The 15,642-nt window shown below is 70.9% G+C and carries 12 protein-coding genes; 9 read left to right on the top strand and 3 right to left on the bottom strand.

Going from position 1 to position 15,642, the window contains the following annotated elements:
- Nucleotides 1-2 precede the first annotated feature (2 nt).
- The gene (locus tag O7622_RS23120; protein WP_348774036.1) at nt 3-500 is read right to left on the bottom strand and encodes a cold shock domain-containing protein; all 498 of its coding nucleotides are present in this window, start codon (nt 498-500) and stop codon (nt 3-5) included.
- A 154-nt stretch (nt 501-654) separates the two neighbouring features.
- Here O7622_RS23120 and O7622_RS23115 point away from each other — a divergent pair, with 154 nt between their 5' ends.
- Nucleotides 655-1,317 (top strand): 4'-phosphopantetheinyl transferase superfamily protein, encoded by a 663-nt coding sequence (locus tag O7622_RS23115; protein ID WP_282310297.1) that lies wholly within the window; start codon nt 655-657, stop codon nt 1,315-1,317.
- Here the strand turns inward: O7622_RS23115 and O7622_RS23110 are convergent.
- On the bottom strand, nt 1,314-2,726 hold the full coding sequence (locus O7622_RS23110) for an acyl-CoA synthetase (RefSeq protein ID WP_282310296.1): 1,413 nt from the start codon (nt 2,724-2,726) through the stop codon (nt 1,314-1,316). The two genes, O7622_RS23115 and O7622_RS23110, sit on opposite strands and share 4 nt — an antisense overlap.
- A 199-nt stretch (nt 2,727-2,925) precedes the next feature.
- Here O7622_RS23110 and O7622_RS23105 point away from each other — a divergent pair, with 199 nt between their 5' ends.
- The 5 genes from O7622_RS23105 (at nt 2,926) to O7622_RS23085 (ending at nt 6,463) form a co-directional block, all read left to right on the top strand.
- On the top strand, nt 2,926-3,588 hold the full coding sequence (locus tag O7622_RS23105; protein WP_282310295.1) for an HAD-IA family hydrolase: 663 nt from the start codon (nt 2,926-2,928) through the stop codon (nt 3,586-3,588).
- A gap of 303 nt (nt 3,589-3,891) precedes the next feature.
- Complete coding sequence (locus O7622_RS23100; protein WP_282310294.1) at nt 3,892-4,833, top strand: ABC transporter ATP-binding protein; 942 nt, start codon at nt 3,892-3,894, stop codon at nt 4,831-4,833.
- A complete protein-coding gene (locus tag O7622_RS23095) occupies nt 4,830-5,567 on the top strand; it encodes an ABC transporter permease (protein ID WP_043322827.1) in 738 nt (245 codons plus the stop codon). The genes O7622_RS23100 and O7622_RS23095 overlap by 4 nt, the downstream gene beginning before the upstream one ends.
- 252 nt (nt 5,568-5,819) lie before the next feature.
- Complete coding sequence (locus O7622_RS23090) at nt 5,820-6,062, top strand: DUF5988 family protein (protein WP_282310293.1); 243 nt, start codon at nt 5,820-5,822, stop codon at nt 6,060-6,062.
- Nucleotides 6,063-6,082: 20 nt separating this feature from the next.
- Entirely contained in the window at nt 6,083-6,463 is a 381-nt protein-coding gene (locus tag O7622_RS23085) for a VOC family protein (RefSeq protein ID WP_282310292.1), read from the top strand.
- Nucleotides 6,464-6,672: 209 nt separating this feature from the next.
- Here O7622_RS23085 and O7622_RS23080 read toward each other — a convergent pair whose 3' ends face one another.
- The gene (locus O7622_RS23080; protein ID WP_282310291.1) at nt 6,673-6,897 is read right to left on the bottom strand and encodes a hypothetical protein; all 225 of its coding nucleotides are present in this window, start codon (nt 6,895-6,897) and stop codon (nt 6,673-6,675) included.
- Nucleotides 6,898-7,035: 138 nt separating this feature from the next.
- On the opposite strand from O7622_RS23080, the gene O7622_RS23075 reads away from it, so the two are divergent.
- The 3 genes from O7622_RS23075 (at nt 7,036) to O7622_RS23065 (ending at nt 15,615) form a co-directional block, all read left to right on the top strand.
- Nucleotides 7,036-8,598: an amino acid adenylation domain-containing protein gene (locus O7622_RS23075; protein ID WP_282310290.1), complete on the top strand. Its 1,563-nt coding sequence runs from the start codon at nt 7,036-7,038 to the stop codon at nt 8,596-8,598.
- A 54-nt stretch (nt 8,599-8,652) separates the two neighbouring features.
- The gene (locus O7622_RS23070) at nt 8,653-9,843 is read left to right on the top strand and encodes a polyketide synthase (protein ID WP_282310289.1); all 1,191 of its coding nucleotides are present in this window, start codon (nt 8,653-8,655) and stop codon (nt 9,841-9,843) included.
- A 594-nt stretch (nt 9,844-10,437) separates the two neighbouring features.
- A complete protein-coding gene (locus O7622_RS23065) occupies nt 10,438-15,615 on the top strand; it encodes a MupA/Atu3671 family FMN-dependent luciferase-like monooxygenase (protein ID WP_282310288.1) in 5,178 nt (1,725 codons plus the stop codon).
- Nucleotides 15,616-15,642 lie beyond the last annotated feature (27 nt).

The following is a 15,642-nucleotide window of genomic DNA, read 5'->3' as shown; positions in this document are numbered from 1 at the left end:
GGTCAGCCCTCCACCCAGCCGTGCCGCCGGGCCAGCTCCAGCATCCTCGTACGTACCGCCACGATCTGCGCGCCGGTCAGGTCCGGCACGGAGGTCACCAGCGTCTCGGTGGTCTCCGCGGAGAAGGCCCGCTCGGAGAGGACGTCGCACAGGCCCTCGTCGTCCTCCGCGCCGCCCGTGACCTGCCCGCTGTCCCTGCTGCGCCCGCCGCCGACCGTGACGCCGGCCCGGGCGGACAGCCCGGCACCGGCCGTCGGGGCGCGATCCGCGCCCGGGGCGACACCGACCACCCGCACCAGCACGGCCTTGGGCCCGCGCTCGGTCTCCACCGCGTCGTACTCGACCGGGACGCCGGGCGTCAGTGCCCACTTGTCGCCGTCGAGCATGTTCGCGTGCACGAACACGTCGTCGCTGCCGTCGTCCGGGGCGATGAACCCGTAGCCCCGCACCTCGTCGAACCGCACTACTTTGCCAGTAAGCATCGCCATTCCCGCGTCCATCCGCCCAAGACCAAATGCCCCACCCGCAGGACCGGGACGGCGCCCAGAGTGGCACCCGTCCCGGGCGGGCCGGCACCCGTACCCGACCCCTATGGTGCACCTATCGCCGAGGCCGCCGCGGCGCCGGGTGCCGCAGCGCCTACCATCGGCCAACGTGATCGAGCAGATCCTGCCCTCCACCGTGGCGGTGGCCGAGTCCTTCACCGATCCCGCCGGCGTGACCCTGTTCCCCGAGGAAGAGGCGCTGGTGGCACGGTCGGTGGAGAAACGCCGCCTGGAGTTCGCCACCGTGCGGCACTGCGCCCGGCTGGCCCTCGGCGAGTTGGGCCTTGCCCCGGTGCCGATCGTCTCCGGCGCGCGCGGTGCCCCGCTCTGGCCGGCCGGCGTGGTCGGCAGCATGACGCACTGCGATGGCTACCGGGCGGCGGTGGTCGGCCGTACGGCGGCGTTCGCCGGCCTCGGGGTGGACGCCGAGCCGCACGCCCCGCTGCCCGACGGGGTGCTGGGCGCGATCGCCCTGCCGGCCGAACGGTCGCGCACCGTCACGCTGGGCGCGGTCCGCCCCGCCGTCTGCTGGGACCGCCTGCTGTTCAGCGCGAAGGAGGCGGTGTACAAGGCGTGGTTCCCGCTCACCGGACGGTGGCTGGACTTCTCCGAGGCGGACATCGTGTTCGACCCGGCCGGCACGTTCGAGGCCCGGCTGCTGGTGCCCGGTCCGGTGCTCGGCGGGGCCGAGGTGCGGGCGTTCGCGGGCAGGTTCCTGGTCGAGCGGGGGCTGGTGGTCACCGCGATCAGCATCCCGGCAGTGGCGTCCTAACCGGCTGCGCTCAGCCGCGTCTTCTGCACCTTGCCCAGGGCGTTGCGGGGCAGGGCGTCGACCAGGCGCACCTCGCGGGGTCGCTTGTGCGCCGAGAGGTGCCGGGCCACGAAGTCGATCAGTTCGGCCCCGTCCACCCCGTCGCCCACCACGTACGCGGTGACCTGCTGGCCGAGGTCGGGGTGCGGGGTGCCCACCACGGCTGCCTCACGGACCCCCGGGTGCGTCAGCAGGGCGTCCTCCACCTCCCCGGCGCCGATCCGGTAGCCACCGCTCTTGATCAGGTCGGTCGACGCCCGGCCGACGATCCGGTGCCAGCCGTCCGGGTCGACGGTGGCGACGTCCCCGGTGCGGAACCAACCGTCCGGGGTGCGGCTCGCCGCGTCGGCGTCCGGGTGGTTGAGGTAGCCGTCGAACAGCGTGGGGCCGGTGACCTGAAGCTCGCCCATCGTCGCCCCGTCGGCCGGGAGCGGGGCGCCGTCGTCGTCGACCAGCCGCGTCCGGACCCCGGGCAGCGCCAGACCGACGGTGCCGGGCCGGCGTGGGCCGTCCGTCCGGGCGCTCACAGTGATCAGGGTCTCGGTCATCCCGTACCGCTCGACGATCCGGTGACCGGTGAGGGTGGCGAGGTCGGCGAAGACCGCCGCCGGCAGCGCCGCGCTGCCCGAGACCAGCAGCCGCGCCGGACGCAGCGCCCGGGCCGCGTCCGGGTCGGCGGCGATTCGGGACCACACGGTCGGCACCCCGAAGTACATCGTGCCGTTGGCGGCGGCGTACCGGTCGGGGCGGGGGCGGCCCACGTGGTGCAGCCGGCCGCCCAGCCGCAGTGGCCCGAGCACGCCGAGCACCAGCCCGTGCACGTGGAACAGCGGCAGGCCGTGCACCAGCAGGTCGTCCGGCGTCCATGCCCAGGCGTCGGCCAGCCCGTCGAGGCAGGCAGCGATCGCGCGGCGGGAGATCACGGCGCCCTTCGGGGCGCCGGTGGTGCCGCTGGTGTAGAGGATCACCGCGGTGCGGGCCGGATCCGGCTCGGGGTGGACGGTGTCCGACCGCCGGGTCAGGTCGACGGGCACGACGGGCCGGCCGGCGTCACCGACGGTGGGTTCCGCGCCGGCCGGGGCCAGCAGCGCCGTCGCGCCCGAGTCGCGCAGGATGTGATCGCGCTCCATCGGCCCGGCGTCCGGCGGGATCGGCACGACCGCCGCCCCGGCCGTCAGCGCGCCCACCACGCCGACCACCGTCTCCAGGGTGGCGGTGGCCTCGATCGCCACCCGGTCGACGCCGCGCAGCTCGTCGGCCACCGCCGTGGCCAGGCGGCGAAGCTCCACCCAGGACGCCGCCCGGCCGTCGACCCGGATCGCGTCCGGGTGCTCGTCGGTGCCCTTCGTCAGCCAGCCCAGCAGCGGCATGGTGCGATCCTCTCAGCGGCCCGGTCCGAGCCCTGCCGGGGGCCGCGACGCCGGTAGGGTCGTGGGGTGCCGCCGGATCCGGGTGGGCGAGTGCGCCGCGCCGGTGGGCCGGGAGAACGGTCCTGACCGTATCCGGGGGTTTCCGCAACCGGCCACCCCTACCGGCCGGGACGGGTCGTGCGGACGGGAGGTGACATCGGTGGTCGCGAGGGCGGCGGCACCCGACGGTGTCCGGGCGGTGGTGTTCGACCTCGACGGGGTGCTGGTCGACAGCCTCGCCGTGGCCAGAGAGGCGTTCGCCCTCGCCTACGCCGAGGTGGTCGGCGACGGCATGGCCCCGGTCGAGGAGTACTGCCGGCACCCGGGCCGGTACCTGCCGGAGGTGCTGGCGCTGATGGGCCTGCCGGCGGCGCTCGCCGAGCCGTTCGTGCGGCAGAGCAACCGCCTCGCACACCGGGTCAGCCCGGTCGACGGCGCGGCGGAGCTGCTGCGCACCCTGCGTCGGCGGGGGATCGGGCTCGCCGTGGCCACCGGCCGCAGCGGCGTACGCGCCCGGGACCTGCTCGGCCGGCTCGACCTGTTGCCGCTCGTCGACCACGTGGTGGGCTCGGACGAGGTGCCCCGTCCGAAGCCCGCGCCCGACATCGTACGGCGGGCACTGCACCTGCTCGGAGCCCGCCCGGCGGAGGCGCTGATGGTCGGCGACGCGCCCAGCGACCTGGCCAGTGCGCGGGCGGCCGGGGTGACGGCGGTGGCCGCGCTGTGGGGCGAGTCGGAGGAAAAGACGCTGCGCACGGCCGGCCCGGACGTCGTCCTGACCCGGCTCGACGAGCTGCTGCCGCTGTGCCCGGCCCGGCGGTGACGAGCCACACCGGATCCGTGGGCGGGAAGCCGCCCGGAGCCGCCGCCCGGCCGGCCGGACGCCCGGACACCCGGCGTGACCGGGCGACACCCCTGTCGCCGGGCGGCACCCCTGTGGAGGGTCGTTCCCCGCGTCGACACCCCCGATTCATCACCTGATCAGTTGATCGGCGCATCGGTTGCGCGGATGATGTCGGGCGTCGGTCGGCCCGGGTCCGGCCCGCTCCCGCGGACCGACGCCGCGATCAGCCGAGGGGTCCGCCCTTCCCGGCGGCAAACCGCACGTGAAGGAGGACCATCCCGGATGCCGGTCATCGAGGTCGATCATCTGCAGAAGCGGTACGGCGAGAAGGTCGCGGTCGACGACGTCTCCTTCACTGTCGAGCAGGGCGAGGTCTTCGGCGTCCTCGGCCCGAACGGAGCCGGCAAGACGACCACTGTCGAGTGCGTGCAGGGGTTGCGCCGCCCCGACGGCGGGAGCGTCCGGGTGTTCGGGCTGGACCCGGTGCGCGACCGCACCGAGGTGCGCCAGCGCGTCGGCGCCCAGCTCCAGGAGAGCCAGTTGCCGGACAAGGTGCGGGTGCGGGAGGCGCTGGACCTGTACCGGTCCTTCTACCGCAACCGGGCCGACATCGACGAGCTGCTGACCGACCTCGGCCTGGCCGAGCAGCGCAACACGTACTTCCAGAAGCTCTCCGGCGGGCAGAAGCAGCGACTGTCGGTGGCCCTGGCGCTGGTGGGCAGGCCGGAGGTCGCCATCCTCGACGAGCTGACCACGGGCCTCGACCCGCAGGGCCGCCGGGACACCTGGGATCTCGTCGAGCGGATTCGCGACCGCGGCGTCACCGTCGTGCTGGTCACCCACTTCATGGAAGAGGCGCAACGGCTCTGTGACCGGATCGCGATCATCGACAAGGGGCGGATGGTGGCCATCGACAGCCCCGCTGGCCTGCTCGCCCGGGTCGGCAGCGAGCACCGGGTGCAATTCCGCCCGGCGGAGCCGGTCGAGGACGCCCTGCTGCTCGCCGCGCCCGACGTGACCGGGGTCAGCCGCTACGGGGCGGAGGTGACGGTGACCGGCACGAAGGACGTGCTCCAGTCGGTCCTGGCAGTGCTCAACGGGCGCGGGACGACGTACACGGACCTGCGGGTCGAGCAGCCCACCCTCGACGACGCCTTCGTCGCCCTGACCGGCCGCGGCGGCCGGGCCGCCGCGCAGTCCCCGACCGACGGGAGGTCGTCGTGAGCGCCCTGTCCAAGCTGATCGCCGTCGAGACGAAGCTGTTCCTCCGGGAGCCCGTGTCGTTGTTCTTCGTCTTCGCCCTGCCGATCGGCCTGATGCTCGTCTTCGGCCTGCCGCAGCGTGCCGGCACCGCCGCCGACACCGGCCAGCACGCCGAGCAGACGTTCCTGCCATCGCTCGCGCTGGCTCTCACCATCGGCATGCTCGCGCTCTTCACCCTGCCGATGGCGCTGGGCATCTACCGGGAACGCCGGATCCTGCGCCGTCTGGCGACCACCCCGGTGCAGCCCGCGCTACTGCTGGTCGCCCAGGTCGTGGTCAACCTCGTGATGGGCGTGCTCGGTGCGGTGGTCACCTCGATCGCCGTGCGGTTCCTGCTGGACCAGCCGGCGCCGGCCAACCTGCCCGGGTTCGTGCTGGCCTTCCTCCTCGGGGTCGCGTGCCTGTTCGCCGTCGGCCTGCTGATCGCGGCGCTGGCGCCGTCGGCCAGGGCGGCACAGTCGATCGGCCCCGCGCTGTTCTTCCCGCTGCTCTTCCTGGCCGGAGCCTGGCTGCCCCGCGACCGGATGCCGGGTGCCCTGGCGGCCGTGGCCGACTACTCGCCGCTCGGCGCGACTGTCGACACCATCGGCGCGGCGTGGGCGGGGGCCGACCCCGAGCTGCCGCAGCTGATCGCCCTGGCCGTCACGGCCGCCGTCGCCGCCCTGGGGGCGACGCGGTTCTTCCGCTGGGAGTGAGCCCGCCTCCCGACCGGGCTGGTCCGGGCATCGTCGCTGCCCAGGGCCGTTTCTAGGGGTGCGCTAAGGGTGCTCACGAAATGTGATCTGCACTACGTTCGGAGCTGAACGGGTGGCCGCTCACCGGACAAGGACGTTCGACCGCGGAGCGTCCGTTCACCCGGCAACGGGTGTCGTTGGACCTGTGTGGACCGAACCGCGTCGCCCCTGCGGCGGCTCGTGAGGTGTGCGGAATGCGACGGAGGTCGTGCCATGAAGGACGTTTCGCAAGCTGATCCGGTCGCCCGGGACGCCGCCGGCGTCATCGATGTCGTCCTGGAGGGCGGCCCGGCCGGCCTGCCGGCCGACCTGCGCAGCCGTCGGGTGTCCGGGGCCGAGAAGAAGATCAAGATCCTGTACTACGGCGGGTACGAGCACTTCGAGCGGGGCACCGCAGCCGCGACGGTCGAGCCGGTGGTCTTCCGCTGGACCGGCCGGACCCGGATCGCCGAGTAGCGAAGGGACGCAGCAGTCTCATGCGGGCACAGGACCAGCGGACGGGACCGCACCTGACGGTCAGCGACACGAGCGAGGCGATCGCCTTCTACACGGACGTCTTCGACGCCGTGGCCATCCAACGGGAGTGCCTGCTCGACGGGCATGTCGTGCACGCGGAACTGGCCGTCGGCGGTCATCGCCTGATCGTGAGCGAGTGGTGGGAGGCGGGCGACCCGTCGGTGGCCGCGAACCGTGACGAGGTGTTGACCATCGAGCGGATGGACCCCGAGTCGGTGCTGCGGCGGGCGGTGGCCGCGGGTGCCCACGTCGAGCCGCCGGCTGCCCCGTCGCACCAGGTCATGTTGCGCGACCCTGCCGGCCTCTGCTGGACCGTCGTCGGCCCGCAGCGGACGGGGTAGGGCGAGTCCCGGCGGACCCGCTACAGGCCGCGGGAACCCGTGCGTACGGCGCGGGTTCCCGCCCGTCCGGCGGGACGTCGCCGGAGTCCGCGCGGTGCGCGACGCCTGGGCGCTCCTCCGGTCTCCTGGTCAGCCGCGCGGCGGTCCCGCCGACAGTCCGGCTTCCGCCGTCAGGTCGTGAGTCGTACCCGGGCCGGCGGGGGCGACGATCATCTGATCGTCTGCGGGGCCGACGGTTCCCTCAGCGCCTCCGCCACCAGCGTACGCAGCCGCCCGGCAACCGGCGGCCGGCACCGCGCCAGCTCGGCGGCCCGGGCGTCATCGACCAGCAGCGTGTTGCCGCCGGGCTGCCAGACGTGGTGGGCCGGGCTCAGGTCGGGGCGGATCCCGCAGACCCGGGCGCCGACCGAGAACGCCGCGATGATCGTGGTCACGGCGGCTTGTCCGGTCGGGAGGTGTCCGCGGGCTCGGACGGCCCGGCGGCAGCGGGCGTCGAGGGCCGCCCTGGCATTTGTTCGCCGGCCATGGTCTTTCTTGACAGGGGAACCCGATTCACCGGTAGGTTCATGGCGATGAGTTGGATCATGCGGTCGCTGGTGCGGAATGCTCAGCTGTATCCCCAGCGTGCCGCGCTGGTGGCGGAGGATGCGACGCTGACCTACAGCGTGCTCGTCCGGCGCGTGGCATCGGCGGCGGCAGAGATGCAGCGTTGCGGAGTGCTCGATGGTGAGATCACAGCCATCGCGCTCCGTCGTGGAACTCCGCAAATCATCGCAGCGCTCGCGGCGATGTGGCTCGGCTCGCCCTTCGCGATCGTCGATCTCGACGAGGCACCTGAACGTCGTCGAGCACAAGTTCGCGCCTCCCTCGCGACACGGCTCGTCGTCGAGCAGGGAGCGGATGCGGCGTACGCTGCCGAAGGCGTTCCGACGTTGCGCATCTCGACCTCCGGGGACACCGGCCCCGGCCCTGAGCTGGCCTGGCCCGACGACGACGACGTCGCCTATGTCGTCTTCACCTCAGGCACGACAGGTGTGCCCAAGTCGGTGGCTGTTCCCCACCGTGCCCTCGGCAACTACTCGCGGTTCCTTTCGTCGGTGCTGGACCAGGTCAGACCGGCAGGTGCTCCGCTGTCGTGCGCCAGCGTGACCAGTTTCGCGACCGACCTCGGTCACACGGCGATCTTCCCGGCGTTGGTCTCGGGCGACACCGTGCATCTCGTGGACAAGCCCACCATGATGGACCCGCTGGCATTCGGAAGCTACATGCGCGCGCACTCGGTCGACGTGCTCAAGTCGACGGCATCACACATGTCGGCGCATCTTGACCACGGTGCCCGTGATGTTCTCCCCCGTACGTTGATGATCTTCGGTGGGGAGCCGCTGAGCTGGGACCTCGTCGACCAGGTGGCGCAGAACGGCACCTGCCGGGTGCTGAATCACTACGGCCCGTCCGAGACGACGATCGGGGTGCTCACCTACCCTGTCGATCCGCGCCGGCAGGAACATCGCTCAAGCGCTCATGTTCCGCTCGGGAAACCGATCGACGGGGTGTCGGTGGAGGTCGTGGGCGAGGAACTCCGCGCGGTGCCTCCGGGGGAGACAGGGGAACTCCTGGTCTGGGGAGAATGCGTGGCCCTGGGGTATCTAGGGGCACGGGACGCTACCCGTGCGCGCTTCGTGGCGCTTCCATCGTGGCTCCGATCGTCCGGGGGCGGTGCGCAACCCGTCGTCGCGTATCGGACCGGCGACACGGTTCGCAGGCTTGCCAGCGGCGACATCGAGTTTCTCGGGCGGAACGATCGCCAGGTCAAGATCAACGGCCAGCGAATCGAACTCGGCGAGGTCGAGGCCGCGCTGCGGCGGTGCCCGGACGTGCGTAACGCCGTGGTCGTCCACCACAGTGGCACGGGCCTCAGTGCGTTCGTCGTGCCGGCAGATCCGGCCAGCCCGCCGGACACGAAGTCGCTGCGTAGCCGCCTTCGGGAAGAACTGTCCGTGTCGGCGATACCGCGCGTCATCACTGTGCTCGATCATATTCCGCTCACGCTGAGTGGGAAGCTGGACGCGACCAAACTCGCGCTCGTGGGCGACCGAGCGAGTTCTGTGATACCCATCAGGCGCGGCGTGAACTAGGGCGCTTTCGGGTCGGATCCCGGTCGGCCCGGGGTGCTGGTGGAGAGGGAAAGCATGAACGTAGACGTCGTCGGCGCGTCGATGTTTCTTCCTGGGGGCGTGCGCAGCCGGAAGGATTTCGCCGCGGCATTGTTCGAGGACGAAGACCATGGTGATCGGGCCACGGTCTTCTCCGACGAAGAACTCCCGACCGATTTCACTCGGTTTCGGATAGCCCCACGCCAGGGGCGGGTCATGGATCCGCAGCACCTGCTGGTCCTGGACTGCGCCGAGCGCGCCTTGGAGGACGCCGGAATTCGCCCGAAGGGCCTTGCGGGCAGCCAGACCGGCGTGTTCGTCGGGATGAGCGAATCGGACTTCGTGCACACGCTCGACGTGGACCAGATCGCCGACAAGAATCGATCGTATCTCGGGATCGGAAATGTCCGTGGAGCCGCCGCGGGTCGCGTCTCCTACACGTTCGACCTCCATGGCCCCAGCTGGCAGGTCGACACGACGTGCTCCTCCGGACTTGTCGCCCTCCGGCACGGGATCATGGCGCTGGTCAGCGGCGACGCCGATCTCGCGCTCGTTATCGCGAGCCACCTGGTGCGGAGCGATTTCGGGAGGATGATCCGTGCGGTGACCGGGGCGCTCTCGGAGTCCAACAGTTGCCGGGCGTTCGACGCGAGAGCCGACGGATTCACCATTGGTGAGGGTGTCGTGGCTGTGGTTCTCGCGCCCGAGGGCTTCGGGGCGCGGTCACTCGGGCGAGTGCATTGCGCGGTCAACCACGACGGCCGCACCGCGGGCCTCACCGTACCCAATCTCAGAGCACAGCGTGACGTGGTGGAGCGCGCAGTGCGTATGAGTGGACTCGACGCCACCGAAGTCGACTACGTCGAAGCGCACGGAACGGGAACCCCGCTCGGGGATCCCATCGAAGTCGCGGCACTCGCGGCGGCCTATCGCACTGCGGACCGCAAATCTCCTCTGCTCATCGGATCCAACAAGCCTCGATTCGGTCATCTTGAGTCGACATCAGGACTGCTGTCCCTGATGGTCGCGATCGAGGTCCTCGAGAGACAGCATCCGCCCGGCAGGACGGGGACGGGCCAACCCAGTGAACTGATTCCCTGGGCAGAGCACAACATCCGACCGACCCTCGGCGACTTCGACCATCCAGACAGGATCGACAACGTGGGCGTCAGCGCGTTCGGCCTTTCGGGGACGAACGCTCACGCAATTGTCTCCCGGCCGAGGTGAACCCCGGTCGGTGATTCGAGAGCGACCGCCTGTCCCACTCTGCGCACTCGCGACGTCGCCTACCGGTGTGTGTCAGGGGAAAGTGCCGGTGCGCCGGCTGAGCGCGGTTTGCCGTGCGGCGTCGCGCCCTGGCGGGAGGGATCGGGCGACGAGGCTGCCGCGTCTCCCGGCTACCGCCGGGCGGTCTATCAGATCGCACTTGTCGAGGTCAAGAAGCGCTAGGTGACGACAGGGGTCAATTGGGGTAGGCGCGCGACGACTGCAGCCGGTCACCCCGCCCGCTCGCCGGCGCTTCGGTTAAGTTGCTCGGGCGATTACAGCTATCGCAGCTTCACCGCCTTGTGCGGACATAGTAGGACGTCTTGTCCCCCACCGGATCCAAGTGGTGACTTGGCGGTTGCTGAGGGTTTCCTGGCATCAGCGGACGAAGTGTTCCGTGGTGTGGAGGCGGGTGCTACCGTGAGCGCGTTTCGCTGCGAGGGTGCACCGGGTGACTCAACAAACTCTGCGTGAGGCGGCCCAAAAGGTGCCTTCGGCGGCTAACGCTTTCGTGCGTAGGCGACTGGAGGGGTTCGATTGCGGACTGAGGATGCGGTGGCTGGTCTTGTGGAGCAGTTGCTGGAGTTGGATCCGGGGTCGGTTGATCGTTCGGTGCCGTTGTTGGATCTGGGTGCTGATTCGTTGGTGTTGGTTGAGCTTTCGCGTGAGGTGAAGTCGCGGTTCGGGGTTGATATTTCGGTTCAGCAGTTGCTTGAGGATGTGGTGACGGTTCGGGCTGTTGGGCGTTGGGTTTCGGAGGCGGTGGTGCGGGGTGGCGGTGCCGTGGTGGCTCCGGAGCCGGTCGTGGTGGGTGGCGGGTCGTCGGCGACGCCTGTTTCCGGGGGCGGTGACGTCGAGGGTGCGGTGGCTGGTCTTGTGGAGCAGTTGCTGGAGTTGGATCCGGGGTCGGTTGATCGTTCGGTGCCGTTGTTGGATCTGGGTGCTGATTCGTTGGTGTTGGTTGAGCTTTCGCGTGAGGTGAAGTCGCGGTTCGGGGTTGATATTTCGGTTCAGCAGTTGCTTGAGGATGTGGTGACGGTTCGGGCTGTTGGGCGTTGGGTTTCGGAGGCGGTGGTGCGGGGTGGCGGTGCCGTGGTGGCTCCGGAGCCGGTCGTGGTGGGTGGCGGATCGTCGGCGACGCCCGCTGCCGAGGGTGGCATCGGAGAGATCCAAGAGGTGGTGGCGACACCGGCAGTGGAACAACCCGGGCACCAGCGGGACCGAGGCGTGACCTACGCCGCAGCCACCGTCGCCTCGCGTGAGCTCAGCCGGCGCAGCCAGGGGCATCTGTGCAACAACCGGAAGATCGCCCAGCGTGAGCACGAGGAGCGCGCGGCATCCTACCCGATCTGGATCGATCGGTCGAGCGGCGCTCACGTGTGGGATGCCGACGGACGAGAACTGATCGACCTCACGATGGGGTACGGCGCTCACCTCTTCGGCCACAATCCCGACTTCGTCCGGGAAGCCGTCGAGCGGCAGATCGAGCGCGGGTTCCACATCGGCGCCGAGATCGCGCAGACCGCGGAGGTGGCGGAGCTGCTCTGCGAGCTGACGCGGATGGACCGGGTGAACTTCTGCGTCACCGGCACCGAGGCGGTCTTCACCGCGATCCGCCTCGCCCGCGCCTACACGGGACGGACGCTCGTCGTCCTCCTCCAGGGCGCCTACCACGGTCATTCCGACTCCACCCTCTTCAGCCCGCGTCCGGGGAAGCGCCGTGAGCACCTGGCCACCCCGTCCTTCCCCGGTGTGTCCCCCAGCGCCGCGGAGGACGTCCGCGTACTGCCCGTGAGCGAGCAGCACCTCGCCGACTTCATGGCCGCGCACGGCGAGGAGGTCGCCGCGGTGGTGATGGAGCCCCGCCTGAACCAGTCGCCCGACATCGACCTCGCCTCGCTCGCGCGCACGGCGCGGAGCCTCACCGAGAAGGCGGGCGCCCTTCTCGTGTTCGACGAGGTCCTCACCGGGTTCCGCTTCCACGTGCAGGGCTTCCAGGGGATCTATGGCGTCCGGGCGGACCTGGCCACCTACGGGAAGACGCTCGCCGCCGGTCTACCGATGGCCGCCGTGGCCGGCCGCGCCGACATCATGGACCTGATCGACGGAGGGCCCTGGACCGACGAGGTGCGCGCCGACCCGGACCGCGTGTCGTTCACCGGGGGGACCTACGCGAAGCACCCGCTGTCCGTGGCGGCGGCGGGGGCGGTGCTGCGGCAGCTCGCCCGGGAGGGGGACGGCGTACTCGCCGAACTCAACGCCGCGGGCGACGACCTGCGTGCGGCGATCGTGCGGGTCCTGGAGGACTCCGGCGTCGGCGTCCGCGTGCTGGGGACCGGATCCTTCTTCCGCTTCGTGCCCGCGGCGTCGACGAGCTTCGCCTACGGCGGGAAGGCGTTCCACGAGTTCCGGCGGATGATGATCGCCGAAGGCGTACTCGTTCCGGAGACGGGGAACTGCTTCCTGTCTCCCGCCCATACCGCCGAGGTCCGCAGCGCCGTCCTCGACGCGGTCGCCGGCGCGACCCAGCGACTCGCCCGCGGCGGCGATGCGGAGGTCACCCCCGATAGTGGCCGGTCTCCGTCGGTGAGCCTTGCGCTGTTCGGCTTCGCGGCCAACGGCGAGAACGACATCTACTCGCGACTGCTCGACCTGGTCGAGGTCGCCGAGGCCGAGGGCCTGGCGAACGTCTGGCTGCCCGAGCGTCACTTCGACGACTTCGCAGGGTTCTCGCCGAACCCGGCGGTGCTTGGCGCCATGGTCGCGATGCGCACCTCGCGGATCGGCATCCGGGCGGGCAGCAGCGTGCTGCCGCTGCACTCGGCGATCTCCGTGGCGGAGGACTGGGCGATGGTCGACGTCGCCTCCGGTGGACGGGTCGGACTCGGTGTGGCGTCCGGCTGGATGAAGCGCGACTTCGTCCTCTCCGAGGGGACCCACGCCGAACGCCGTGAGCTCTTCCGGACGCGTGTCGCGCAGTTGGAGCGTCTCTGGCGCGGCGAAGCCCTCACGATCGACGGGAAGTCCGGCGAGCGTACGGAGGTCCGGCTGCATCCGCGTCCGCTGAGCGATCTTCGACTCTGGCAGGCGTGTGTGGGATCGCCTGACTCGTTCTACGAGGCGGGCCGGGCGGGGCGTGGTGTGCTCACCAACCTGATCCAGCAGGATCTGGCTCAGCTCACCGGCAACCTCGAACGCTATCGGCAGGGACGGCGCGACGGCGGGCTCCCGCCGGACGGCGGAGACGTGACGGTCCTGCTCCACGCTGCGGTGTCCACGGATGAGGCGGCGGAGCAGCGGAACGTGGAGGCGCTGGAGCGCTACATGTTCGCCACCTTCCGCAGCACGCACGACAACCCCGAACTCGTCTCGGAGGACACCTGGGCGCCGCGTATGAAGGCGGCCGCGAATCGTCTGCGCGACGGGCTGTCGCTCGTCGGCCCCGAAGCGGAATGGGCGAAGCTGACCACCGAACTCGCCCGGCTCGGCGTGACCGACATCGCGTGTCTCGTCGACTTTCTGCCGCCGGGGCAGGCGTGGAACGACACGATGCGAGCGCTCGGCCGGCTCAGCGAGCGGCTGGCGAGCACCCCCGCTGAAGCGGCGTCGTCAGCGGACCGGCCGGCCGAACCGGCCGAGAGGATCGACGCGATGTCGGGCGAGCCCGGCGGTGACCGCTTTCCCGTCTCGATCAGCCGAGCCACCCGCGAGATCTGGGCCGCGTGTCAGATCAGCGTGGAGACGCGTGAGGCGTACGTCATCGACCGCACCTTCCTCATCTCCCCGGCAGTCGATCTCGGCCGACTGCAGTGCGCCTATCTCGACACGATCGCAGCGCAGCCTGCCTACCGTCTACGCATCAATACGGACGGCGTCGACGGGTGGGTGGAGCCGTTCGGCGAGGAGCATCGCCAGAGCTGGCAACTGATCGACGGGATCGCGGAGTCAGTGGAGGATTTCGCGGCTGCCGTCAGGGCGCGGTCGTACGCCGAACCGCTCGATCCGGTCGCGCGCTGCGGCGTCCGGCTGACCTGCCAGCGCTCGACCACCGGGGTGTTCCTCAACCTCCGCGCGTCGCACGTCGTCCTCGACGGAATGCGATTCGCCGAGTTGCTCGACTCCGTCGCCGCGCGCTACCAGGGCAGGCCCGTCCAGGAGCTGGCGATCCCCGCGGTGGCGCAGTTCGACCGGGAGAGCGGGGAAAGGGACCGGGCGCACTGGAACCGCTGGGTGGACACCCTGCCAGACGAGGCGTTCGAGGCCGGGTTCGACGCGCGGACCCTCGACCGTCGTGGCTACCGGTTGTCGGGTCGCCTCGCCTCGGACCTGCGCGCGGGCCTCGCGTCGTACGCCCGCTCCGAGCGGTCGACGTCGTTCGTCGAGGCTCTCCGGGCGGCGGCCGAGATCATCGACGAGACGCTCGGAGGACACCAGCTCTACGCGTTCCCCGCCAAGCCGTCGGTGGTGGAGTACGGCAGCTGTGCCGTGCTGGCGCCGTTCTGGCTGGGCCCGGTGGCCGGGGACGACCCGCGGCCCTCGGCCAAGGGCGCGGTCATGTCGGGGGTTGAACACGGCTCGCTCACCTTCCGTCAGGTGTTCAACGACGTCACCCGTCGCGTGCAGACGCCCACGGTGACGGTGTCGTGGGACAACCTCGAAGCGTTCGCACTGGACGGCCATCAGGTCGACGAGGTGTCGATGCCCACCGACGTGGTCCGGTTCCCGCTCGCCGTGACCTTCACCCAGCGGCCGGGCGGCGACGTTGAACTGTCGATCGACGCGGCGCAGGCGTTCCTTCCGAAGGACCGGGGCGAACTGCTGCTCGTGCGGTTGATTCGCGGTCTCGGGGAACGGTTCGTCCCGACGGCAGAGCCGGAGGCGGCCACGGCAAGCGACGAGCGCGACCGCGAGGACGGCGGCGTGGACCGCGCGGAGCGGGTCTCGGCGGAGGGGCTCGCCCGGCTCGTCCGGGGTCTCGCCGAGCCGCTGGGGGACCCCGGCGCAGCGGAGTCGCGGCTCGACGGCCGGGTCCGCCCGCTCGACCTCGTCGTGACGAAGGCACGTGCGTCCGCGCGCGTCCTCGCGGAGGAGGAGCCGGGTTCTCTCGACGCCGAGGCTGTGGTGATCGACATCGCCACCGCGTTCGACGCCACCGTCGCGCTACTGGTGACCGGCATGGTGGGTATCGCGGGCCGGGTTCGTGAGGCGGGCGCGTCCGGTCGGCTCGTCATCGTGGGCACGGACCGGTCGGACGGAGGCTCCGCCGGCGACGGCACCGTCTTCGCGTTGAGCCGCTGGGCGATGGTGGGCGCCGAGGAGACGCTCGCCCTCAGCCCGTCGTCGGCCGAGGACCTCGACGCGGCCCTGTCGCATGTGCTCCGATCGGTGGGAGCCGACCAGGGGGCCGAGGTCATGGCGGCGCTCCGCGCGCTGGTCGACGAGTACGTGGGCGACGTGGATCCGGACCACGACGGTGACGGCCGCCGGCCGGCCGGCGCGGAGGTCCACGGTTACGTTCCCGAGCTGGTGCGGGGGATCTGGAAGCGCGTGCTCGACGGCTCCGTCGAGTTCGGGGACGAGGACGACTTCTTCGATCTGGGTGGCGACTCGGTCGACGCGATCCGGATCATGGCGATCCTGAACCAGGAGCTGCGCACCGAGCTGGATGTAGCGTTGATCTTCGACAATCCGACGGTCAGCTCGCTGAGCCGGGCGGTAACCGCGCGCATCTGAGACAAGTCAGGTCGCTTCGATCGAGGG

The sequence above is a fragment of the Micromonospora sp. WMMD1076 genome (assembly GCF_029581475.1).
In the GTDB taxonomy this organism is placed as follows: Bacteria; Actinomycetota; Actinomycetes; order Mycobacteriales; family Micromonosporaceae; genus Micromonospora; species Micromonospora aurantiaca.
Note: the sequence above shows the minus strand (reverse complement) of the source record. Positions and strands in the feature narration are given on the sequence as shown.